Source organism: Lewinella sp., from assembly GCF_050633125.1.
In the GTDB taxonomy this organism is placed as follows: domain Bacteria; phylum Bacteroidota; class Bacteroidia; order Chitinophagales; family Saprospiraceae; genus Lewinella.
This window is the reverse complement of the sequence record NZ_JBOEFX010000023.1, coordinates 1-23,871: the sequence shown is the minus strand read 5'-3', so window position 1 is coordinate 23,871 and position 23,871 is coordinate 1. Positions and strand designations below refer to the sequence as shown.

The following is a 23,871-nucleotide window of genomic DNA, read 5'->3' as shown; positions in this document are numbered from 1 at the left end:
TGGGAAGACCCCGCAGCGGTGCATGAGAATGAGCGTCTCCACGAAATGATTCTGGCACAAGCGCCGCGAAAGGTAAGCCGGGTACTGGATGTAGGTTGTGGTTCAGCCTGGGTAGCAGCTTATTTTGCCAACAAGGGAGCAGAGGTTTACTCAATGGATATTTCCACGGTGAATCCGGAAAAAGCGGTGGGCAACTATCCTTTTAGTGGTCATTATGGTGTGGTAGCAGATGTTTTTCATTTGCCTTTTCAGGAAAACACTTTTGATCTGATTGTCGCAAGTGAAATCATTGAGCATGTGGCAGACCCTGCTATGTTTCTAAGAAGTTTGTTGCCGGCACTTACAGCGGATGGTGTACTTGTGGTCACCACGCCTCATGCGGAGAAGTTGGCGTATAGCCTTTGTATTCATTGCAATCAGCCAACACCGCATCACGCGCATTTACATTCCTTTACGGAAGCATCGATCAGGGAATTGTTGCCCGTTCCCTTGAGGGCGGGTGCAACGACCCGTACTTTTATGAACAAAGTGCTGTTGCATGCCCGTACGCACATCTTGTTGAAGCATTTGCCTTTCGCTGTTTGGCGTATTATTGATCGCGTAGCGAATGTCATCGTACCTAAGACGGCTCGTTTGATGCTGGTAGTGCGGCGAAAATAGTACTACTCCCAAAAAACACTTACCTGTTCGATAATTCCAGCTCTTAACTTCTTAAGATAGCTCCGTTCGTGGTCGGTTTGTCGCTTAGCTCTCCATGCCAATAGCCAGCGTTGGGTGCGTTCGGTGAATTTAATAATCCAAGACGCGGATAAGAAGCCAAGGCCGGCAATTGCTACAGGCCACCAACTGCCGGCAATCAAGGCAGCAATTACCCATAAAAGGATATAAATAAGATAAACAACCATAAGCCCTGCCCAGCGCACCGGGCCGGAAAATTCCACGGTTTTTATCTTAGTGCCAGCCAGCCATTGCACCAGTAGTACTGGTGGAAGATGCCAGATAAACAGGAGTAATGTAGGAAGAAGGCCCAGAAGGATACGGCCCGTTTGTTTTTGTTCTTTACGGTAGTGGCCACGGAGGGCTGCATCGTCGATTTGCATGCGTTCGAGGCGACTAAAGTAATCGTGTGTATCTCTAGCTAATAACTGCTTTTCATTATCTGAAAGCGCATTGATTGCTGTTGAAATACGCTTTTCTCCCCGCAGCTGTTCCTGTGTGGGGCGCAGAAACTTGTCGACGACTTGAGGGTGCTCTGTTCGGTAGAGCCTCAATACGTTCTCTACGAGCGGCTCATCTTCAATTTTATCGATGATCACCACTTCATCGCTCAGCCGCTGCCGCAGCTCTTCGGTCAGCTCGTTGATGGCAGGCGTAGCGTTCTCTTGGTAATCTTTGAGGTAAACGCTGGCTTTGATGGGTTCACCACAGTTGATCATCACGTCAGATCGAAGGCGATCAGCGTAGGTGAAATTCACGCCTACGGGTACGATGTAGACTTCGTCAAGTTCAGTTGTGTCAAGTGCTCCAAGCGCAATTCTGGCGGTTCCTTTTCGGATAGGGCGTAGCCGCTTTTCGTGAATACAGCGCCCTTCGGCCAGAATCATCAATGTTTTTTTCTGTGCCAGTACTTGAAAAGCTTTGCCAAAAGACTCGTAATTGTTTTTTAGGCCACTAAAGCCACCATCCCGCAATCGAAAAACGGGGATGATGTGTACACCTCTCAATAATTTTGCAGCGATACTGTTTTTGAAAAAATCCCCACGGGCCATAAAGTGCAGTGGCGTTTCGAGGAAACAGGCCAGAATACAAGGCTCAATAAAGGTAGTGGGGTGGTTGGCAGCAATGATGACTGCCGCGTTCTCAGGAATTCGATCTGCATTGGCAAGATCAATGCGCCGAAAGTAATATTTGAGACCTATTGTCGCCAGTGGGCGTACTGCTGCATATAGCATAAATGAATAGCGGTTGTTGTGTAGTTGATGGTGTTTGTAGGAGAATCAAACATTGGCCGTACGCAATTGCTTGTGTTTTCCTGTATTTGAAATACACTCCTATTTCAGCCAACGGGACAAAAATACCAAAAATCTCTTCCTTCTCTTCTTTGTATTGCGCAAAAAATAAATTGAGTCATCCCTGTGGTTTTCCAAATAGTCGACACGCTTAAAGTGAACCGCTTAACCAGCTTTTTGAAAAACGATGACTCAAATTATTTTTGTGCTGTTCTTTACGGAAGCTTTCCAAGGGGATTATTTACCCATTCTCGGAGGATATCGGTAAATTGTGCCCATGAAAGACACCTTAGAGCAACGCTTGCAGCACATCGTGCAGATTGAGAAAAAGATCATTGCTGGATCGCTGAAAAAAGCACTGAGTTTTGCGCAGGTCTCCAATTTGTTACCTGATCCAGATGGAGCATTGGTACAAATGCTCTCTCGCTTCAATATGGCGGAGCGGCAACAGATGGAAGCACTCATTAGTCAGGAAGAACTGCGCATTGAACGTGCGACGATCACCAAGCAACTCCTTACTTTTTTGAAAGACTTGAAAACGAGGATTGGAAAAGAGCTAGAAGAAGGTTCCTGGGGTGATGACGAGGATGATATAGCCTCTTCTTTGCCTGATTATGGCGGGAAGCCGCAAATCTTGATCCTTTATGCTACCGAAGATCAAGCGGTATTGGAACAATTGAAGAAGCACCTTTTTCTTTCCTTACAGGATAAAGCCCTACAGTTTGTAGATATTCACCACGCGGTGCCGCTTGCTGCTGCGGATACCGTTGAGTACCAGGGGTTATTGGTAGATGCTGCCCAGGTGGTTTTGTCGCTGGTAAGCCCCAATATGCTTACTTTTCCCTTGTATCAACTCGCCGAGCAGGCTTTCGTGGCAGGCAAGCTAATTCCAATCAGGGTAGAAGAGATTGAAGTGCAGGGCACCCCTTTTCGCAAAGACATCAAGGGCCTTCCGGCTGATGGGCAATTTGTAAGCCAGTGGTCCAATGCCAACAGTGCCTGGGTAGATGTAGCCAAAAACTTGCGGCCATTTTTTGAAAAACTGAAGACACAAGGTACTTCCTGATATGGCTGTGAATAAAAAATACCTTCTGGTCGTGGGAGGCCCTACCGCTTCGGGGAAAACAAGTCTGGCAATTGCCTTGGCTAAGCATTTTTCTACCGAGATTATTTCAGCAGATAGTCGCCAATTCTATCAAGAAATGAAGATAGGCAATGCCCGCCCAGAGGAGGGAGAGTTGTCTCAAGCTAAGCATCACCTTATCGCAGATCGCTCATTGACGGACAGTTTGAGTGCTGGTGCTTTTGCGCGAGAAGCGCAGGGTATTTTAGCCAAGTGTTACGAAACCAGTGACTATGCTGTACTGGTTGGTGGTTCTGGCCTTTTTATTCGTGCCTTGACAGAGGGTTTAGATGAGTTTCCTGAAGTATCAAAAAAGACCAAAGAAAGGGTAGGAGAACTGTTTGAATCAGAGGGTTTAACTGGCTTGCAGAGGGCATTGGCGGAGGCCGATCCTGATTATTACGAGGAAGTAGATTTACAGAATCCTGTTCGCCTGCAACGTGCGCTTGAGGTGTGTTGGTCATCAGGAAAGCCCTATTCTGGGTTTAGAGCAGGGCAAGACCGTGAACAACCATTTATTCCTATTTATCTACAGCCTTCCTGGCCACGTGAAACCTTGTATGAGCGCATTAATTTGCGGGTTGAACAAATGGTGGAGCAAGGTTTAGAGACAGAGGTACGCCAGCTTATGGATTGGCGTGAGCTTCCGGCATTGCAAACGGTCGGTTATCAGGAATGGTGGCCCTATTTTGAAGGAAGTGTTAGCAAGAAGGAGGTCATAGCACTTATTCAGCAAAACAGCCGGCGTTATGCCAAACGCCAGTTGACGTGGAACAGGAGGGATGGTTATTGGAAGCAGGTTCCTCAGGGCGATTTGCGTACAGCTTTGACTTATATTCAGTTGATAACCCAGGAAGGCTTTGCATTTACTGCTTTGCCAAAGGAAGAGGAGCATTTTCTCAATAAAAGAGAAGATCAAAAGCGCCTTGGGTTAAAATCAATGGACAAGGAAGAAGTAGTGGGAGTTGCTGACTTATATGTATTAAAAGATTTCGCCTTTATCAAGTGCTGGTTTGGAGAGGCTACCTCTCATTTGGCTAAAACCTTGCTTTTGCACGAGGCTTGTCATCGGAGTGAAAAAGCGGTAGTTTACCTGCAAGCTGGTTATTTGTCAGCCGATTTTTTGTTGGCTAATGGCTGGGCTGTGGTAGCAAACGAAATTTTGCCTGTTGCCTTAAAAGACAAACTAGCGCATGGTGATTATTGGCAATGGGAGCGGAGTGAACAGGCATTTTGAGTTTTTAACCCACCCCTCAACGCTACGAGTTGACCCCTCCAGCGGGGATATACCCTTCTCGAACCAAGTAGTGCACCACCCCCGTCTCTGCGAGCCGACCCCGTCAGCGGGATACATGGGCGGGCTGTGGCCCGTTTGTAGTAGTGCGGAAGGCAGCGCCTGAAGCTCGGCGGACGGAGGAGCAGGACAAGGGATGGCCGGAAGCGATAGCGACCAGACAGCCCGGTGCCAATCCCGTCCCGACTTTTCTAGTCGGGACGGGAGATGGCATGGCCCCAAAACCTAAACAATAAGCAGGGTTTTTAGCCCTTGGGTAAGAACCTGTTGATGACCTTCTCAATCGTAAGCCCTTGGACTAAAATGGAAAACACGACAACAATATAAGTCATTACTAAAAACATCTCCCGGTTCATTTCCGCGGAAAGACTGAGCGCGAGGGCGATGGAAATTCCGCCGCGTAAACCGCCCCAGGTCATGATCTTAGTGGTGTGTGGAACGAAATCCAGCTTCTTCTCGAAAACCTTGACGGGGAGCCAGAGTGATGCGTAACGACATGCGAGGATAATGGGGATGGCCAATAAACCAGCCAATAGATAACTGGTTTCGTAAGTTAATATCAGCATTTCCATACCGATTAGTACAAACAGGACTGCATTCAGTAAAATATCGATTAGTTCCCAGAATTTGTCAACATAAATTTCGGTGGTTTCAGACATAGCGGAACCCCGTACCCGGTCGTGGCCAATGAGCAAACCTGCGACTACCATCGCCAAGGGGGCAGACACGTGTAGCTCGTGAGCGATTACTGTTCCTCCCATTACTGCTGCCAAGGTAATGATGACCTCAATGCTAAAATCGTCGATGGATTTCATTAATTTGAAGGTGCCCCACCCGAGGAATAGGCCTAGGAGTAATCCGCCGAATACTTCCAGGCCGAACAATTTGGCAATTTCCATGGGGTTGATGGCTTCGCCTTTGGTAGATGCAATGGCAAATAAGGTCAGGAATAAAACGACGCCGACGCCATCATTAAAGAGTGATTCTCCTACAATTTTGATCTCCAGTTTTTTGGGCGCATTTGCTTTTTTCAGGATGCCTAGTACGGCAATTGGGTCGGTAGGTGAAATGATGGCACCAAAGAGCAAGCAGTAGATATAGTCTATTTGCAAGCCTAGTAGTTGCATCAAATAAAAGGTGGCTGTGCCAATGAGAAAGGTGGAAACCACGACGCCGATAGTGGCAAATGCGATAATGGGCCAACGCTGTGCTTTAAGTTCCTGGAAATTGGTGTGCAAAGCTCCGGCGAACAATAAAAAGCTCAACATATAGTCCATCAAAACCGTCTCGAAGTCGATTTGCCGGATCAGTTTCGCTTCTGCCTGCAAGAGGGTATCGTCAAAAAAGCTGAGCCCCAAAACCCCGAAAGTGTATAGAATAGTAATCAACATCAAGCCTATGGTCGTAGGTAGCTTGAAGAATCGGACGTTGATGTAGCCGAAGATTGCGGCTAAAAAGACTAGGCCAGAGATGATGATGTAATAGTTCATTGGATGGAGTTGTTGTATGGTACTGGTATGGCTTTTCCCTTTCTCAAAAACGCTGCTAAGATATCTTCTTTTATGATGACAGCTGATTTTTTAAAACGACTGCCCCTCTTTTGACCTTGTCAGCAGGGAAAGATAAGTGCTTAGAGGACGAGCATAATATCCCCGGAAAGCTGTATTACCTCACCATCCAAGTATTCAATCTCAGCCGTCCACACATAGACGCCAGGGTTTGCTATTTCTCCTTTGAAGAGGCCATTCCATCCGCCACTGCTGTCATTTGGAAGTAGATTGGCTCGTTCAAAAACAACGGCGCCCCAGCGATTAAATACCCTCATATTTCTGATCAGTGAAACAGACTTGTTGGCGTTGATAAAGAAGTTGTCATTCACGCCATCGTTATTCGGCGAGAAGATGTTTGGAATAAATACATCACGAACTTTATTGACAAAAACATTGATAGCATCACTTGTCGTACAGTCATCTACGGAGGTGACCGTCAATAAATAAGTGGCATCATTTACGGGGTTGGCATAAGGCCGAAGACAAGTGTCGCAACTCAAGGTATTGTCAAAACTAGCCCACTGGATATCTACAAGGTTAGTGTTGTTGGTTTGTACGGGAATTAAAACGTCACAGCCCAAGTCAACGACAAGATCTTCTCCCATAAAAAGGATTGGAATATCTGGTGCCAACAAGTTGCCAGAGGTATCCCTTTGACAGTCGTTGTCGTCGTTGATGATAAAGTCATAAGTGCCTGCACCTAAATTCTGATAGGCGGTCGTCGTACTAAATGAATTATTGTCTAGCGCAAAAGTGTAAGGCGCTGTTCCTCCCCAAACGGAATCTAGCTGAATGATGCCGGTTTCAAAACCATCACAGTTTGGGTCGATATAGTCAACGATGAACTGGATAGGCGTGGGTTCGGTCAAGGTAATACTGTTACTTTGCACACACCCATTGGCATCGGTGATACTGACGCTATAAAATCCAGCGGCTAGGTTATTGGCTTGAATGCCGGTTTGAAGGTCACTCCACTCAAAAGAGTAGGGGAGTACGCCGCCGGTGCCTGTGGCTAAGGCAGTACCGTCCATGCCACCATTACAGCTCAGGTCAAAGCCATCAATATCAATGGCGTCGGCTGTCACTCTCAACACCGAAGGTTCAGTGACTTCCTGAAAAAGGACCACGTTGTTTCCAAAATTATCCATGATGTTGATTTCATAGATGCCAGCAGGCACATTCGGAATTTGGTTGTTGGCAAACAAAGGGGTGCTTCCTGCCCCGTTGATTGCGGTGTTGGTGATATGCTCCCAGACATAAGTAAAAGGTGGCGTTCCGTTTTCAACAGAGAAAATTAGAAAACCATTGGCGTCACCATTACAAACAGGAGAAACAAAGTCAGTAGAACCAATAATTTCACACTCAACCATAAATAAATCGAGGGTAACAATACTGTCACACGATGCCGCGGTTTGAATGGTATCTACAAAAATGCCCGTAGTAGAATAGGGGGTTGGCCCAATAAAGAATTCTTCCCCGACACAAAGATTGATATCCACCACTTCCTGTGCCTGTGGCAAAACAGTCAGGTCAAGAAAAATCAAGCTGTCACAACCATTAGGGAGCGTGACGACAAAGTCATAGTTTCCAGATTCACAAATCGTTTGCCCAGCCACATCGTAGCAATCATTGTCACAAATGGTTTCTACTAAAAACAATGTTTCTGGCGTAGTTACCTCAATGGTAGTACAAGTGGGAGGCGCTTCGTCACAAACGTTGGCAGCCGTCACACACAATTCGTAGGTACCATCCGCGGGGAAGGTCAAATCTAAGGTTGAAGTCGTTGCTGCCTGGGCAGCGCCATCTACAGTCCAATAAAAAAGTGCAGCGCCTACATCGCCTGTAGTGGAGTAACTCGTAGGCAGGTCTGGGCAGGTTGATCTATTTCCACTGATTACGCCTGATGTGGTCAGGTTGCCTACGGCAGTGCTTCCACTAACGACACTGAAAGTCCAATCACACTCATCGTTATTAGAACCATCCATTACAAGGTAATAATGTTGTCCAACCACCAATGGTACGGTGTTACTCAGGGTAATGGTGGTATTCGGTTCTACGTCCGTATCACAAATTGTTACGGGGCTAAAAGTTTCACAATCAAAGCTTTCGAAGATTCCTACTTCCAATCCCCAGTTAATGGTACAGTTGGATACCGAAAACTCAATTTCCAGGTCTTCTGTGCCCGCAATAAAGGCGATGTAGGCCATTCTGTTGTATTGCGTAGTACAAAAACCGGAAAAGCCTTGTCCCGAAATTGTTGAAGTATTTCTTCCTGTAAAACCATCAATATCACAAATCACACAAGCCTCCAAACAGGTGGGAGTCATTGCTGGATCTGCACCACAAGGGTCAGGCTGAGCGTAATTCATTTGGCACAAAAGAAAAAGGAGGGTAGTAAATAGAAATCGCTGCATTATTCTTGAAGTTGCTCCGTGTTTTATTCTCGGAATAGGAGGTGAGGAGGGGACGATAAATGTAAGAAGGTTTATGAATAAACAGTCCTTACAAACCCGCTCTTACTTGACTTTATCAGGTATGCGACATTGTCCACCTCCAGGGCCTTGAATAGAATAAGACCCTGGAGATGAACCAAGCCAATTGATGCCCTTTGCGGGCGTAAAATCGAGCTTACTTTTTGATGAATTTTTTCGTAATCATTACACCTTCCACTTCAAGCCGAAGGAAGTACAAACCTGGCGTGAAGTTGTCGATAAGAATAGTGGTGTTTAAAGACAAGTCTTCGTTGTTAGAATAGACCACCTCTCCGAGTAAATTCACAACTTCTAAATTAGAGATATCCAAGTTAGGGCCTGCGGCAGCAAGTGTGATATAGTCAGAAGCAGGGTTGGGATAAACGTAGATTTTTAAAGCTTGCGTTGCTTCTGAAATACCGCTGATCATTTCATTGTTTCCTCCAATGGTGTGCTGCTGATCTACAAAAGAGCCGGTACCATTAGGTATTCGGGCATAGCTGAGGTCTTCTGTGGCAAGTGTCCATTCGACAATATCTACCAATTCTTGGGCGGCGTTATGCAAGTAGAGGGTTTCTCCACTTGCGGATAATTTGAAATTCGCGTGAAGCGGCCCTTGCTCTTCATCGTCGTCGGCCCAAATGACCAAATACGAATCTGGTTCCAGCACTGTTCCTGTAGGAATTGTGAATTTCCCCAAGTCATTAACGTCATCAGTCATCGTCCAACCACTCAGATCAACAGAGGCGGATGTGACATTATATAGTTCTATCCAGTCGTCAAATTCCCCAAAAGCGTCTGTTACAGCGGCTTCATTGTCGGCCATGAGTTCATTGATAACTACAGACTCACCTGCGGCCGTCTGTACCTGGATTTGATAGAGGAATACATCATGTTCAGCACCTTTAGGTTCGTAAGTTGCCGTAGCTGCTGAATTGTCGGCTATTGCTTCAACATAGTAGCGTACATAGGCCCCTGAAGTTAAAGGAGGAATAGCAGCACCAAATTGTCCATCAAGCGCAGCACCATCATTGTGCAAGCCATCATCGTACATCTCTATTTTAGAAAATGGCCCTGTGAACCCTTCGCTGTAGTAAAGCCAGACAGCAGCAATACCAACGCTGCCATCAACTTGCGTAACCACATTCACTTCATCTGATGAGGTAGGAGATAGCCACTGCTCACCGTTTACGGTATAGGAAACGTCGCTCACATTCAGCGACGCTACATTGTTCATCTCAGCGTTATTCATAATCACATTTCTGCGAGTAACGATGGTTTGTTTCAGGGCAACAACAGCATTTTGAAATTGATTGTAGCTGTAAAATTTCTTTGGGTCTGCCTGAACATAAGCATCGATCAGATCTACCCAAGCATCGATCTTTGGATTGGCATAACTCGAATTGAAATAGTCTTCGAGAATTACTCTAACGTGAGCCAAATAACGCTGCCGGATAGAAGGCACCGCCAACATGCGATTCAAGAGCGGGAAATCAGTATCATTTTCATGATAAAAGAGATCCCAGTTTAAGTGATTGTTCCCCCGCAGCACACTGTTGCCATCGTATTCCATAGGCACAATTCTACCGGTCTCTGCTTCGTAGTACACGTAATAATCACTGCCGCCTTTATTGATATAGCTATCATCGTCTGCAAATACGTTCTCGTGGGCCAAAAACCAGCACGCTTTGTCTATATCAAGTACTTCGTTGAGTTCCTCTTCTAAAGTCGACAAAGGTTCATTGTTGAGCACGTCACAGGCGGCAATCAGGCCGGCCCAAGGATCATCTTGCTCTGTCCGTTTGAGGGTGTAATCGGTATTGTAGTCTGTACTGTCTGGGCCATTGTAATTGAGGGTAGATCTTCCTACACCAAACATTCCACCACCACCGGGCCCGCCACCAGATGTTCTTTCTGCTCTCCAGATGGTGCCGTCATTGCTTAGGTACCACTCCTTGATATAGTCTGAATCGAATTGCTGGACACTTTGATACGGGCCCCAGTTTTCTCCATTGAGCGTGAGGTTGACGTAATTCGATTTCAAGCCCATGTAATAGTTTTGACCAATGTTGTTGTAGAGCACTTCTCTCATCGAAGAATTGTCCTGCCAGCCGCAATTGAGGTTGAAGGTATTGTAGCCTTCAATATCTTGCCCGTCGATAAGATAGTCGAGTGTGATATTGAAAGACTTTTTCTCCGTATTATTCTGGAAATAGGAGGTAGCTCCTTTAAAGCGTACACCTACACTATCGTATTGGACACCATTTATCCAGCAGGTAGCCAGTATATCGGTCCCTGAATCATAGTTGTCCTCAAGGAGTGTCCACCAATTCGTCTGAGGGAATTCAAGTTGGACGTCGTGAATTTCATATTGGCTGTAAAAACCTTCATCATTCTGGCCACCTACGGTCAGCATTCGTCCATCAGGGGAGATTACCCACTCGTCGGGCAAGTCTTGGGCGTTTGATTCAAGAACAGTAAAACAAGCCAAGATGGACAGAAGAAAGGCCTTAGTTGCTATTTGTAATGGCGTTGTTAACAGATTTGCCTTAGTAATCATTCTTTTCATGCCACGTTGTTTTTTTATTAAGGGAGTTCGTGAAAAAATAATCTACGCAAAGAGTGTAGGTTATTTATTTCTTCATCCCTGAAATGAGGATAATTTGGGGCAGACTAGTTCGTTTGTTGAAATAACTTAGACTGCTTCATAAAGACATTCTAAAGAACAAAAGACCTACCCAGACAAGCATTTATTAATTACTTGTGTGGAGAAAACACAAACGCGTTTTGAAGATTTAATCCTCAAAACGCGTTTGCACCTTAAAATAAGATTTCTTGAATGGACGCTAAGGCGTATCAGATTCTATTGAGGCAGCCTCTGTACTTGTTTCTTCGACTCTTTCCAGTTTGACTGGTTTAATCTCCTCCAATTGTGGAACATACTGATCTCTTACTGCAACGAACAGCGGCATCAAGGTATCATTAAGCGGCTTAGCAGGAGGGAATTTCAGCTTCAGGTGATTGACCTGTTTGCCGTTTTGCCAAAAGCGGAAACATACGTGTGGGCCGGTTGCTAAGCCAGTAGAACCAACGTAGCCAATGACTTGACCTTGGTGTACCTGGGTGCCTACTTTAATACCTGCTGCAAATTTTTGCATGTGCAAGTATTGGGTTTCGTGTACGTCGTTGTGTCTGATTTTTACAAAGTTGCCATTGCCTTTGGTGTAACCAGCGCGGGTCACTACACCATTACCTACAGCAATGATTGGCGTACCATAAGGTGCAGCGTAATCTGTGCCAAAATGTGGGCGACGATATTTTAGCACAGGGTGCAGACGATTCAGGTTGTAGTAGGAAGAAATACGTGCATATTGTACTGGCGCTTTCAGGAATCCAGCATTCATGGGCTTACCGGTAAGGTCGTAATAGCCTGTTTCTTCGGTAGGGCCATTGTCAAAAAAGATACTGTGAAAAACGGTATCAGCAGTGCGATATTCCGCGGCAATAACATTGCCTACAGCACCCGGAGTTCCTTCGATAAAATCTTGCTCAAAGATCAGGCGAAACTCTTCGTCTTTTTGTAAATGGTGGAAGTCAATTGACCACTGTAGCGCATCTTCCATTTTGGCGGTCAGTTCGTAGCTATAACCACGATCGACCATGGCATTCCATAGTGATCCTTCAATAATACCTCCGGCTACGCCAATTTGAGTAGTTACCTCACGGTCTGTTTTCCAAACCTGCTGGCCATTTTTTAAATCAAAAACAATGAAGTTATAAATGGAAGGTTCGTAAATCAGGTAATCCGCAGATTGCGTTGAATCTTTGGAAAGTACAATAAGTGGTTTGCCAGCACGCATAGAACGTAGGTCAAAAACCTCGCCAGCATTATTGATAAGCTGTAAAGCCTGGTCTGAAGGAATGTCGTATTGTGCTAAGAGATCCGAAAGGGATTGCCCTTCCTCAATTACATTATTCGCAACTTGTAAGGTATCGAGCGCAAAGCCCCAACCCATCGTTGGAATCGTAATTGGAAAAGAAGATAAGGCAATTCCAGGTTGGATTTCTTCTTCTTGCTGAGAGTAGAAGCCTCCCAGCATGCCTGTAGCAATGACAGCAATGCCGAGCCAGGTAATTAGTCTTTTATTTCGCCACCAGAGTACAGATAAAATCCGTTTGTTACGGTTAAGGGTGGCACTTACGCGTGCGGGTAACTCATTAAAGTCCACAAGTCGAAGGTTCAGTCTTTAAATATATGTTTTCTCAAAGCTCTCGGGTAACAGAAGCTAAATTCAAGAGGAATTAATTTTCGATTACACCAGAAGACAAATATAACAGCCGAAGGTATAGGTAGGTTGTTTTTCCTGATTAAAATCAGGGATTCCGCCCATTTGTTTCCTTTTTTAACTAAAAAGGCCCCATTCTGAGTGAACGGGGCCGGTCCGGATTAAAACAACACTAGGGAGCTGCAATACTAAGGCTGTTTATGGATTATATCCAGTGGTAATGTGTGAAGTGTAGGCTTTGGTGTTTAAAGTAATCTTTTGGTTACTTGGGCTAAGCTGGAGATTAAGCATTTTTACTAAAGTCCAGCGAATTGTTTTTCAGCAAATAAAATTTTAAAAACATACGCTTACCTTTGCGGCAAATAAAGCGAAGAATGGCTGAATCTTCTAAGTATGAATTGCGCGGTGTATCCGCAACGAAATCCGAAGTCCACGCGGCAATCGAAGGGCTTGACCAGGGCTTGTACCCTAAAGCATTTTGTAAAATCTTACCAGATTTTGCAGCAGGCGACCCCGAATATTGTAACCTCATGCACGCGGATACTGCTGGTACCAAGCCCAGTTTGGCTTACATGTACTGGAAAGAAACCGGTGACCTCTCTGTTTGGGAAGGTATCGCTCAGGATGCGCTGGTCATGAATCTCGATGATATGGCCTGTGTTGGTTGTGTTGATGACATCATCATTTCTTCGACGATAGGTCGTAATAAAGGCCTCGTGACCGGTGATGTGATCAAAACCATCATTCAATACACCCAGCGATTTGCCGATGAGATGGAGCGCCTAGGCGTAAAACTTCACCTTGCAGGTGGCGAAACTGCCGATGTTGGCGATATCGTTCGTACCATTGATGTTGGCTATACCGCTTTTGGCCGCGTCGCTCGTAAAGACCTCTTGGTCAATAATATGCAGCCCGGTGATGTCATCGTTGGCTTGGCTTCTTACGGTCAGGCTACTTACGAAACCAGCTACAACGGTGGTATGGGCAGCAACGGCCTCACCTCGGCCCGCCACGATGTTTTCGACCATGGTTATGCGAGTACTTACCCCGAGACTTTCGACCCAAGTCTACCAGACCAAGTCGTTTATGTTGGTGGGAAAAAACTCACAGAAACGATAACCATTGATGGCCAGGAGATTCCTATTGGCAAGCTGGTACTTTCGCCCACTCGCACCTATTTGCCGGTGATCAAGCAGTTATTCAGCCAGTTACAGGGCAAAATGAATGGCATGATTCACTGCACTGGCGGAGGGCAAACCAAGGTGATCAAATTTGTAGACAAGGTGAAGATTATTAAGGATAATTTCTTGCCTATTCCTCCGCTGTTTGAGCTTATCCAAAGCGCTTCGGGTACTGGCTGGAAAGAGATGTATCAGGTCTTTAACATGGGGCATCGTCTGGAAGTATACTTGCCAAAAGAACACGCTCAAACCGTCATCGACATCGCGCAGTCTTTTAATATCGACGCGCAAATTGTAGGTAGGGTAGAGGCTGCCGAGGAAGCCAGCGTAGAAGTTCATTCTCCTTACGGAAAATTCAGTTACACCGAATAATGAGCAAAAGTATCAGTAGACAGGAGAAAGCCGATGCCATCGCCGTAATATTGGAAGAATTGTATCAGGAAACACCAATTCCTCTGGATCATTCCGACCCCTACACCTTGCTGGTGGCGGTGCTTCTTTCTGCCCAATGTACCGATGCTCGAGTCAATAAGGTTACGCCCGATTTGTTTGCCTTAGCGGATAATCCGGTGGATATGGCCCAGCAATCGGTAGAGGATATCAAGGCAATTATTCGCCCTTGTGGCCTGTCTCCTCGCAAGTCCAAGGCCATTTACGATTTATCTAATATACTGGTTGATAAATACGACGCTCAGGTTCCTGCCGACATGGCTATTCTGGAAACGCTACCGGGCGTGGGGCACAAAACGGCCTCGGTCGTGATGTCACAAGCCTTTGGCGAGCCCGCTTTTCCGGTAGATACCCACATTCATCGCCTAGCGTACCGTTGGACCCTGAGTACAGGTAAAAATGTAGAAAAGACAGAGAAGGATTTGAAACGCCTTTTTCCAAGAGAAACCTGGAACAAGCTGCACCTGCAAATCATCTTTTTCGGCAGGGAATACTGTCCGGCTCGTGGGCATGATCCTCACCAATGCCCAATTTGTAGCAAGTACGGTCGTAAGACCTTGTTCAAGTAGTTTTTTGGGCCATGCCGGCTGTCACGTTGCTGTGCAAACGTTCCTGCGGCACCAGGCTGTTCGCTCTCATGCAGTGCTGCGCATTGCATACCGCTGCCATCCTATTGTCCTCGGTTGCTCCGCACCCCGCGCTACAGGCGCTGCCTTTCGCGCCTAAAATAGGACTAAAACGGAAATCCTAAGCCGAAGTTAAACCCAAAATCATTGGTGTCGATGTCGCGGAAGTCGTTCCACCAGGCGGATTCGGGTGCTTTTGTATCTCGGAAGGAAGGGGCGTTATTGCGTAATTTTGCCCCCACATCGAAGCGGAAGATGAAATAAGAAAGGTCTACCCGGAGGCCCATGCCACCAGCAATAGCCAGTTGTTTATAGAAAGGGTAGTACCAAAGGCCACTGTCACTATTAGGCGTTGCAGCACCAAATTTGAGCTGAGAGCCAGGTCGTTCAAGGTCTTCCTCAAAAGTCCATACATTGCCCACATCCGCAAAGATAGCTCCTTTGATGCGTAGAAAAATAGGGAAACGATATTCCATATTCATCTCCAGCTTGAAGTCGCCAGTTTGAAAGAGTCGGAAATTATTTACGGCACTATTTGCCAAGGGGTCTTGAAAGCCACCTGGCCCCAAACCACGAGGTGCCCATGCCCGCATACTGTTGGCCCCGCCTACAAAGTATTGTTTTACATAAGGTACATCTGAGGTGTAAGCTCCAAAAGGTACAGCTGCGCCGATATTAAACCGGGCAACAAAGGCTTGATCAGTTGTTACTTGTTTCTGGTACCTTAATTCTAGCTCACTCCGGGCAAACTGGCTGATTGCAATATCACTACCGAGTTTGAACTCAGAATTTTCACCAGAAATTTCATTGTAAAGTTGGTTGATACCATAAACTTCTGCACCAGCAATTTCAATATTTGCATTCAGGTAAGTAGTTCTACCGCGTAAGGTTGTTTTGCTGCGCCGGGTAAAGTCAAAATTCCGGAAGAGTAAGCTGATGAACACTTGCTGTCCGAAACTACGTTCCAGAAAGCCATTTTCTTTCAGCTGAAACTCAAAGAGCGTATCCGTACTCGGATTCAAAAAGTTGATCGCAAAATGATCAATAGAATACCGCTCAAACCGGGAAGGTTGCACTTCATAACCGTAAGACAAATTCAGCAAATCGTAACTGTACCAGTTGAAAATGAGGAGGTATTCGTAACCGGCTCCAATATGAGTTGTTGCTTTGTTGCGCAGTGTTCGATAAAAATCACGGCCAATGAGCCGTTTGTCTTTAAAAGAGGGTATGCGGTAAATACTGCGCCATAGCCCCAGGTAATCAACAAACTGAGGAAGCGTAAGGTCAAAATCTGCACGCAAATCTACAGTGTTCCAGAAGTCGTCGCCTCCAATGCGTTGAGGTGCGACTTCTACCCCCGCAGACAGGTTGGCGCTAAACAATTCTGCTCCCCCCAGAAAATTGCGGTGTACAACACCAGGGTTGAGCGACATGCCAATCAGGTTGTTGTTTAGCGCATTAGACCGATTGGTATAGTTGAGCTCAAGGGAGGTATTGATCTCAAAAAGGTAATTTGGCGTTAACTGTATACTAAGATGAATAACATCTTTATCGATAGGATCGGGCTCTTGCTTGATTCGAACGAACCTGAATATTCCGAGTTCACTCAGTTGATCATTGGTCTGGTTGTAGTTTTCTTGACTGAAGAGTTCTCCTGGTCGTAAAGAGATAGCTTTCCTTAGCGTTGAAGGATTGACAATGAAACCTCTTTCGGTAAGAAAAAAGTGCAAGCCTGCAATGGTAGTATCGCTGAGGATATTTTTTTTGTCTATGGCGAAATCCAGATAGACTTCAATCTCACCGATGTAAAATTGCTGGTGGGTGGTGTCACCAAAAGGCGGGTAAACGGTTACGTAAACATTGGCCTTTTCCTGCATCTGGAAGGTATCTAATTCCAGTTCGCCTATTTGGGTTTGATAGAATTCGGCAAACCCATTGTTACGCATGTGAGAAGTAATCCTGGTCTTCTCTTGATTAAATCGGCTCAAATCCAGTGGATCACCACTTTTGAAGTAGCTCTGTTCCTTATCCAATTGAAGCAATCGGTCTACTTCCTTATCAGGGCTGTGGAAGTTTACGGAGTCAATATAATAGCGGGGCCCCGGAAGTGCATAATAACTTACCTGCATCTTTTTTTTGCGCAGAGATCGTTGCGGGATCACTTGGGCCTGTAGGTAACCTTTGTAGTGCAGGTAGGTTTGCATATCCTGTGCAGTGAGGGTAGTGAGGCTATCGCTATAAATGGTAGGAGGTTCGCCGATGGTTTCTCGCTTAAAGCGTTTCCATCCGGTAGTATCATCTGGCGCAGAATTATTGAGATAGGCATACTCCCTGGGGAAGAGAAAGAAAAAGTTGGAGTTGACGCTTTGTCTATAAAAGGTAGAAAGCTCATAAGCGAGGTCGCTTCGCCCTTCCATCTTTTCTTTGATGAGTACTTGGTTTTTATCCAGGAGATACTCACTCTGTTCCAAAAACTTGGTACTATTACAGCTAGAGCAGCAAACCAGTAGGAGGATAACTGGAATTGCGTATTTTACCGTCCAAACTGCGATTTTCGGCATGGCCTTATCTAAGAATAACATCAAGACATTAAAAGCTTTACACCGGAAGAAATTTCGACAAAAGTATAACAATTTTATTGCGGAAGGTGATAAGATCGTTGGGGAATTGATCCGGCAGCAATACTATCCTGTTCAGGAGGTTTACGCAATGCCGGAATGGTTGGCTCAAAATGAAAGCCTACTACGAGGGAATCACATTCCGTTCACGCTTATTAACGAAGGAGAACTCCGACTTATTTCTCAGCTGACAAGTCCTAACCAAGTCTTGGCGGTTATCGGTCAGCCCGTAGCAAAAGAACGTATTGATTGGGCCGATAGTTGGAGCCTTTATCTCGACGGATTACAAGATCCTGGTAATGTAGGCACCATTCTCCGTATTGCCGATTGGTTTGCCATCCCTAGGGTTATTGCTGGCCCCGGCACGGTAGAATTATTCAATGCTAAAGTTTTACAGTCAACAATGGGGGCGTTTTTGCGAGTGCAGTGGATAGAGCAAAGCTTGGAAGACATTCATAAATCAGCGCCTTCGCTACCTATTTGGGCAGCGGATATGGGAGGCCAGGATATTTTTAAAGTTGAAATTCCTAAAGCAGGAATTTTAGTGATTGGCAATGAAGGCCAGGGCGTAAGCGAGGAGGTAAAGGAAATGGTTGATCAGCAGGTCGCTATTGCTGCACCTAAAGGAAGCGGCGCAGAATCATTAAATGCAGGGGTAGCAACGGGAATATTGTGCGCAGCTTTACGACGGTAGGACAGAAAATGCCCACTTGGGTGGGCCCCACCCTTAATCTAAGGAGATCTTAGATCCTGTTGCACCACACATCCACCCTCGAAATAAGAGTAATGGACACGCTTCCGAGCCTCTCTTTCTATACAGAAAGAGACCATGCAATGCGTAAAACTATCCGCTGATATTCCCTAGTGACAGTAGGGGGTAAGACCGCTGAGTAGCAAAAGATTGTCAGGCTTCTGATACAGCGTAAAGATAAAAAAGAATTTTAATAAAATAAATTATTTTAAAACAAAACAAAAGAAATACTTTGTTTGTCACAAGGGAGGGTCAGATTTGCAATTAAGTATTGTAAATAAAAAGCCACAAAAAACTGTTAGTCAGTGATTTGTGGCTTTTGTTTTGATCGTTTCTGGATTTGAACCAGTGATCTGAAGCTCTGTTAGGCTAATGCTTCAAGAGCAAATTAAGTGGGACATAGCAGACTCGAACTGCTGACTTCCACGTTGTCGACGTGGCACTCTAAACCAACTGAGTTAATGTCCCTTGTTTTAAGAGTGGCCAAATGTAGATTTTTTTCTTTTATCTAGCAAGTATAAGTAAAAAAAGAGATCAATAATTCCTGGCAGATTACCTATTTTTGGCAAAACCAATACATATAGCTTACCTCTATGTGGTTACATATTGATATTGCAGGGAGGAAGGAAAACTTAATCTAATTCATGGAGTCAAGTTTACACGCGCTTCCTGTTACTCGCACTGCTCATTATGCAATGCTTGGAAAGCCAGGGCCACAAATTAAAAAACTATGGTTCGTAACACATGGTTATGGCCAATTGGCTAAGACTTTTGTCAATCGCTTTTCTGGTGTCACGGATGAAGAAACGCTTGTAATCGCACCTGAAGGGCTATCCCGCTTTTATTGGGGAGGTTTCGATGGACCGGTAGTTGCTTCCTGGATGACGCGTGAAGATAGACTCGACGAGATCACTGATTTTTGCAATATGCTAGATCAACTCTATGCCCTGTATGTGCCCCAGTGTCATCCTGAAACTAAGATCATTTTATTAGGCTTCAGCCAAGGTACTGCTACACAGGTACGCTGGATCATGAGGTCTTTCCCTAAGTTTGACTATTTGATGCTATGGGCTGGACAATTGCCAGAAGACCTGGACTATGAGCCTTGTTTAGAATACTTCACAGACAAGCAATTGTTTTTTGCATACGGCGATAAAGATCCTTTTATCAGTCCTAAACGGAAAGTTTTAATGGATCAAATTCTTCGCGATAGTAAGTTATCATTTCAACCTGTTCCCTACGCCGGAGTGCATAAAGTAGATCGTAAAGCACTCAAGGCATGGTGGAATGGTATTGACTATAAACGAACTTCTTCCTCGTAATCTACTTCTAGGGTGTAAGGAAAACCCGCAATCTTCATTTTGACAGTTCCTTTGTAGTGAACGTCCACTTTCTTCTTAAGAACAGCATTGACAATACCACCCAAGGCACCACCGCGGTCATTTTCGTAAATGTCCTTTGGAGAAACGTTAACGGTAAGTGGAATGCTGAATGCTGCTCCAGCAGGAACAGGAATCGCCAAATCTTGGTTGATTTTCCCAGCAGGAATATCATTGACGATCACTTCAATATCCGTAGAGGTCACTTCACCGCCCATAGTGTTTGGGTTATGAAATAAGGCATCGGCGGTAATGGTGATTTTTTTGGTAGAAATATTGCTCGTCTTGATATTGGCAAAATGCTTAAAAATAGGCTCCTGCGGAGCGCTGCAACCCAGAATTGTGCTAATAAGGAGGAAATAGAACGATCTTAAAGTGATTTGGGCATAAGCTCTAATCACTTTGACCGGTATATCCCGACTGAATTGCTTTGGCATCGCCGAAAGCGGGTTGTTGTCGGGAAAAGTTAGATTTCTTAAGGACATAAGGTAAGAATATTAGCAAATTGATAATATAATTGCAGAAATGTAAGCTAATGACGCAGACAAAATCGCAGAAGTAACTGCAAATATTTTAATTTTGTCCAATACTTCCTAACATCCTATGATGCTACCCAAAAGCAACTTCTTCAAATCCTTCCTGTTTTACCGCCGAGCTTGTTTACTCTTCTGGGTGAACTTCACGCTTCTTTCTTTGGTGGCTCAGCCTACAGCGGTACTCAGTAATCCCAGTAATTGCGGACTCAATATTCCATTGACGGACTTCAATTGTCCGGAAAATGTGAATTTCTACAACCCTGATGTTTTTGAAATTGAGGTGACCAATGCGCCCGGTACGACACTGGGGGTAGATGTTTTTTTACAAGAAATCAGGCTTCTTGTCGAGCATAGCTGGGTCAGTGATATGAATTTTGCTTTGCTTTCTCCTGGCGGGCAAGTTGTTCAGCTATTTGGGAATATTGGGGGCAATGGCAATAATCTAGGAGATACCACTCTAGTGGCTTGCTCTGGTGCAATGATCCTGCGCCTGGGAGCATGTACCCCTATTAAGGAAGGAGAAGCTCCCTTTGTAGATGGCCCTTATCGCGCAACAGAAGATTTGTACGCCTTTAATGACGAACTCACTGATCCCAATGGTACTTGGGAACTACTCATCTGTGATGACCTCGATGATGATACCGGTGTTTTGCAATACGTTGAACTTGTTTTTGCTCCTTTATCTTGCTTGCCAGTTCAAGATGTTATCCTGCTAAGTCAAGATTCTACTTCGGCTACTTTTACCTACGAGCCAACAGCTTTGTGCGGCACCGCAGTTGTGGAGATTGGCCCTCCCGGGTTTACACCTGGTGTTGATGAAAATGCTGGCCAAGGTCAAGTTTTTTTAGTCGATTGCCCACCTTTTACCCTTACGGGGCTAACAGAGGCAGCTGATTTTGATATTTACTTACGGCGTTCCTGTAATGAGGGGGCTGCTTTTTCTGATAATTCCTGCGTTAGCTCCTTTCAAACGGGTTGTAACCCCGCACCGGTTACTGCAGTGGAAACCTTTGATGGAACGACAAATTGTGCGTCGCTTTGTGGGAGTGTTTGCGAACTTAATAGCACTTGGCGGAATGTTCAGGGAGACGATCTGGATTGGCTTTCTTTTAGTGGGCCCACACCGACCTTGATAGGCACGGGCCCTAATGATGATATCACGGGGGGCGGCAATTATGTCTATCTCGAGGCCAATGGCTCGCAGTGTGCGCCCGGTGCGATTGCGTACCTACAGAGCCCTTGCTTGATTTTAGATAAGATGGGGACGGACAGCTGCCATGTTTCTTTTAATTATCACATGTCGGGACTCAATACGGGGACTTTGAGAATGTCTGCGTCTGATGACGGTGGTTTTTCCTGGACAGAGCTATGGAGCCTTTCGGGTAAACAAGATACCTCCTGGCAGCGTGCCTACATTAGCTTGGGCGATTACCCTGACGGTGCGGGGCTACAATTACGTCTGGAAGCCACTAAAGGCAACGGCATTTTTGGTGATATCGCCGTCGACCAAATCCAAATTCACGGCAGTCAATCACTGGGCTTTCCCAGCAATTTATTATATGTCGATGCGGATTTTGATGGATTCGGAAAACAAGGAGTTCTTCCTATCTACACTTGCCTAGAGGAGGCACCGAATGGTTTTGCTTTTAACAACCAAGATTGTAACGATGACAACCCCGATGCCTATCCCGGCGCCCCGGAAATACCCTGTAATGGTATCGATGAGAATTGTAACGCAGATAGTATTGATGATGATACGATTCTACCGGTTCCAATGGTGATCAGCGATACGGTATGTTCAGGCGTTTTGCCTACTATTTCGGCAATAGCCGACCCTGATTTTCAGGTGCTTTGGTACGAAACAGCGGATCGTAGCCAGGGTTTTGTATGGGTAGGCAATACTTACCAACCCACTTTGCCAGTAAACACAACAGCCTTTCCACAAGTGTATACCTATTATGCCGAGGTAACAAATTTCGTCTGTACAACGCCTGTTTTGGGAGAAGCAACCGTTACCGTTCTACCGTCACCGCAGGGAGAGATCGTCACCGTGCCCGCTACCTGTCCAGGTGTAGCTTTCGATCTGGCCAGTGCTGATATTGTGGATAATCGCTTTACAGGAGCTACCTTGAGTTTCCATTCGATGAGTCCAGCAAATATGGGAAATGAACTCTCATCAACGTTGGTCACGGTTGACGCAACTACCGATTATACGTATCTCCTCACTAGTCCGGACAACTGTACCTACGAAGGGCAGTTGAGCCTCTCGTTACTAGATGCGCCAATGGTAGCCTTTTCACCAGCAGATTCTTTTTCCCTTTGTTTGCAACAAAGAGACACTGTCCACACCAGTGTTACGGGAGGAGAATCTCCTTATTCTTACTTGTGGGACAATGGGCGTACTTCTCCAAGTTTGCCTGTAATGGCCTCCGTCGTTGCCGGTACTTTAGAAGCGTATGCGCTGACGGTAACCGACGCTGCTGGTTGTTTCGTGCTTGATACATTTTTATTGCAAACGACGAATAGCATAGATTCACTGCGCTCCTTTACAACTCCGGTATCTACTTGTGAAGGATCAGATGGAAGTATCACAATTGTTCCATTGAATGGCTTACCTCCGTTTTCTTACCAATGGGAAGATGAAACAGGCGGTAGTGGCAGCGGAACAAATGTATTGGACACGATAAAAATACTCAACCTGCCCCAAAATGCTTATCGGGTTACGATTACCGATAATTCAGCTGATGGATGTGAGGTTTTGCTCCGTAATTTAAGGATTCAAGGTCCTGGTTTCCAATTGGCAGAAACGAGCTTAACAGCACCAAGTTGCGCCGGTTTTAACGATGGCGAAATCTGTCTGGATGTGACGGGCAATGGGGCGATAACTTATAATTGGTCAAGTGGCCAGGAGACAGCCTGCGCAAGTAACCTGACTGCCGGAGAGTACAGCGTAACTATTTCAAATGGTGAGTGTACCGCAGTAGAATCGTATCTCTTGGAAGCACCCGATAGCCTTAAATTGTCGGTTTGGGCAACAAGCCCAACTTGTGCTGATGCTACGGATGGAGATTTACAAGTAAGTGCTTATGGAGGTACGGCAAATTACGCTTACCTCTGGGATAATGGCTTTATTATTCCACAACGGATAAATCTCGGTATTGCTAACTATTTACTCACCGTTACAGATGGTAACGGCTGCATTTTACAAGATACTATTGAACTCACAGGACCGGAGCCTGTGAGTATAATTGTCGATAGCCTGGAGCATGTTTCTTGCCCTGGCCTTGATGATGGATTGGTCAAGTTGACAGGCGTAGGAGGGACTCCGCCTTATCGTTTCCTCTGGGATAATGGCAGTGCTTCTCCATTGCAAAGTGGATTGGCAGCGGCTTCCTATTCGGTAACCATGACCGATTTTAATGATTGTACCACTTCTCTTGTTGTTACCATTACGGCACCGGCTCCTTTAAACCTAAATTTGGCCGACATGGAACAGCCAATTTGTCGCGGCGACGAAACGGGTACTCTGACCTTGGAAGCCACTGGCGGGCAAGCTCCTTATCAATACCTCTGGGGCGATGGTTTTGTAACCAATAA

At 45.5% G+C, this 23,871-nt stretch carries 15 protein-coding genes and 1 tRNA gene; 8 read left to right on the top strand and 8 right to left on the bottom strand.

All coding sequences use genetic code 11. The features are described from left to right. On the top strand, positions 1-660 hold a 660-nt coding region (locus tag ACRBG0_RS07130), incomplete at its 5' end, for a class I SAM-dependent methyltransferase (RefSeq protein WP_431486217.1). Positions 661-662: 2 nt separating this feature from the next. Here ACRBG0_RS07130 and ACRBG0_RS07125 read toward each other — a convergent pair. Continuing rightward, complete coding sequence (locus ACRBG0_RS07125) at positions 663-1,952, bottom strand: 1-acyl-sn-glycerol-3-phosphate acyltransferase (RefSeq protein ID WP_431486216.1); 1,290 nt, start codon at positions 1,950-1,952, stop codon at positions 663-665. A gap of 334 nt (positions 1,953-2,286) precedes the next feature. On the opposite strand from ACRBG0_RS07125, the gene ACRBG0_RS07120 reads away from it, so the two are divergent. Then, positions 2,287-3,075 (top strand): hypothetical protein, encoded by a 789-nt coding sequence (locus ACRBG0_RS07120; protein ID WP_431486215.1) that lies wholly within the window; start codon positions 2,287-2,289, stop codon positions 3,073-3,075. A gap of 1 nt (position 3,076) precedes the next feature. Continuing rightward, positions 3,077-4,369 carry a tRNA (adenosine(37)-N6)-dimethylallyltransferase MiaA gene (gene miaA / locus ACRBG0_RS07115; protein WP_431486214.1) on the top strand — a complete coding sequence of 431 codons (1,293 nt, stop codon included), beginning with the start codon at positions 3,077-3,079 and terminating at the stop codon, positions 4,367-4,369. A 302-nt stretch (positions 4,370-4,671) separates the two neighbouring features. Here miaA and ACRBG0_RS07110 read toward each other — a convergent pair whose 3' ends face one another. The 4 genes from ACRBG0_RS07110 to ACRBG0_RS07095 form a co-directional block, all read right to left on the bottom strand. Continuing rightward, a complete protein-coding gene (locus ACRBG0_RS07110; RefSeq protein ID WP_431486213.1) occupies positions 4,672-5,916 on the bottom strand; it encodes a cation:proton antiporter in 1,245 nt (414 codons plus the stop codon). A gap of 140 nt (positions 5,917-6,056) precedes the next feature. Next, the gene (locus ACRBG0_RS07105) at positions 6,057-8,390 is read right to left on the bottom strand and encodes a gliding motility-associated C-terminal domain-containing protein (protein ID WP_431486212.1); all 2,334 of its coding nucleotides are present in this window, start codon (positions 8,388-8,390) and stop codon (positions 6,057-6,059) included. A gap of 214 nt (positions 8,391-8,604) precedes the next feature. Continuing rightward, complete coding sequence (locus ACRBG0_RS07100) at positions 8,605-11,016, bottom strand: CotH kinase family protein (protein ID WP_431486211.1); 2,412 nt, start codon at positions 11,014-11,016, stop codon at positions 8,605-8,607. 277 nt (positions 11,017-11,293) lie between these two features. After that, positions 11,294-12,676 carry a peptidoglycan DD-metalloendopeptidase family protein gene (locus tag ACRBG0_RS07095; protein WP_431486210.1) on the bottom strand — a complete coding sequence of 461 codons (1,383 nt, stop codon included), beginning with the start codon at positions 12,674-12,676 and terminating at the stop codon, positions 11,294-11,296. 431 nt (positions 12,677-13,107) lie between these two features. Between ACRBG0_RS07095 and ACRBG0_RS07090 the strand changes: the two genes are divergently transcribed. After that, complete coding sequence (locus ACRBG0_RS07090; protein WP_431486209.1) at positions 13,108-14,286, top strand: AIR synthase-related protein; 1,179 nt, start codon at positions 13,108-13,110, stop codon at positions 14,284-14,286. Continuing rightward, positions 14,286-14,933, top strand: a complete 648-nt coding sequence (nth, locus tag ACRBG0_RS07085) for an endonuclease III (protein ID WP_431486208.1) — start codon at positions 14,286-14,288, stop codon at positions 14,931-14,933. Before ACRBG0_RS07090 ends, nth begins: the two co-directional genes overlap by 1 nt. 164 nt (positions 14,934-15,097) lie before the next feature. Here the strand turns inward: nth and ACRBG0_RS07080 are convergent, their stop codons facing one another. Next, on the bottom strand, positions 15,098-17,551 hold the full coding sequence (locus tag ACRBG0_RS07080; RefSeq protein WP_431486207.1) for a BamA/TamA family outer membrane protein: 2,454 nt from the start codon (positions 17,549-17,551) through the stop codon (positions 15,098-15,100). Between ACRBG0_RS07080 and ACRBG0_RS07075 the strand changes: the two genes are divergently transcribed. Then, a complete protein-coding gene (locus ACRBG0_RS07075) occupies positions 17,550-18,302 on the top strand; it encodes a TrmH family RNA methyltransferase (protein WP_431486206.1) in 753 nt (250 codons plus the stop codon). The two genes, ACRBG0_RS07080 and ACRBG0_RS07075, sit on opposite strands and share 2 nt — an antisense overlap. Before the next feature lie 450 nt (positions 18,303-18,752). On the opposite strand, the gene ACRBG0_RS07070 is transcribed toward ACRBG0_RS07075, so the two are convergent. After that, positions 18,753-18,827, bottom strand: a tRNA-Val gene (locus ACRBG0_RS07070). Positions 18,828-19,003: 176 nt separating this feature from the next. On the opposite strand from ACRBG0_RS07070, the gene ACRBG0_RS07065 reads away from it, so the two are divergent. After that, the gene (locus ACRBG0_RS07065) at positions 19,004-19,681 is read left to right on the top strand and encodes an alpha/beta hydrolase (RefSeq protein ID WP_431486205.1); all 678 of its coding nucleotides are present in this window, start codon (positions 19,004-19,006) and stop codon (positions 19,679-19,681) included. Here ACRBG0_RS07065 and ACRBG0_RS07060 read toward each other — a convergent pair. Then, the gene (locus tag ACRBG0_RS07060) at positions 19,657-20,223 is read right to left on the bottom strand and encodes a hypothetical protein (protein WP_431486204.1); all 567 of its coding nucleotides are present in this window, start codon (positions 20,221-20,223) and stop codon (positions 19,657-19,659) included. The two genes, ACRBG0_RS07065 and ACRBG0_RS07060, sit on opposite strands and share 25 nt — an antisense overlap. A 118-nt stretch (positions 20,224-20,341) precedes the next feature. Between ACRBG0_RS07060 and ACRBG0_RS07055 the strand changes: the two genes are divergently transcribed. Further along, positions 20,342-23,871: MopE-related protein (locus ACRBG0_RS07055; RefSeq protein WP_431486203.1), on the top strand; the 3,530-nt coding region annotated here is incomplete at its 3' end.

Excerpts from the sequence above, each read along its gene's own strand:
- nth (WP_431486208.1), top strand. The coding sequence starts at position 14,286 with ATGAGCAAAAGTATCAGTAGACAGGAGAAAGCCGATGCCATCGCCGTA.
- miaA (WP_431486214.1), top strand. The coding sequence starts at position 3,077 with ATGGCTGTGAATAAAAAATACCTTCTGGTCGTGGGAGGCCCTACCGCT.
- ACRBG0_RS07120 (WP_431486215.1), top strand. The coding sequence starts at position 2,287 with ATGAAAGACACCTTAGAGCAACGCTTGCAGCACATCGTGCAGATTGAG.
- ACRBG0_RS07075 (WP_431486206.1), top strand. The coding sequence starts at position 17,550 with ATGGCCTTATCTAAGAATAACATCAAGACATTAAAAGCTTTACACCGG.
- ACRBG0_RS07065 (WP_431486205.1), top strand. The coding sequence starts at position 19,004 with ATGGAGTCAAGTTTACACGCGCTTCCTGTTACTCGCACTGCTCATTAT.
- ACRBG0_RS07080 (WP_431486207.1), bottom strand. The coding sequence starts at position 17,551 with ATGCCGAAAATCGCAGTTTGGACGGTAAAATACGCAATTCCAGTTATC.
- ACRBG0_RS07105 (WP_431486212.1), bottom strand. The coding sequence starts at position 8,390 with ATGCAGCGATTTCTATTTACTACCCTCCTTTTTCTTTTGTGCCAAATG.
- ACRBG0_RS07125 (WP_431486216.1), bottom strand. The coding sequence starts at position 1,952 with ATGCTATATGCAGCAGTACGCCCACTGGCGACAATAGGTCTCAAATAT.
- ACRBG0_RS07100 (WP_431486211.1), bottom strand. The coding sequence starts at position 11,016 with ATGAAAAGAATGATTACTAAGGCAAATCTGTTAACAACGCCATTACAA.
- ACRBG0_RS07110 (WP_431486213.1), bottom strand. The coding sequence starts at position 5,916 with ATGAACTATTACATCATCATCTCTGGCCTAGTCTTTTTAGCCGCAATC.
- ACRBG0_RS07090 (WP_431486209.1), top strand. The coding sequence starts at position 13,108 with ATGGCTGAATCTTCTAAGTATGAATTGCGCGGTGTATCCGCAACGAAA.
- ACRBG0_RS07060 (WP_431486204.1), bottom strand. The coding sequence starts at position 20,223 with ATGTCCTTAAGAAATCTAACTTTTCCCGACAACAACCCGCTTTCGGCG.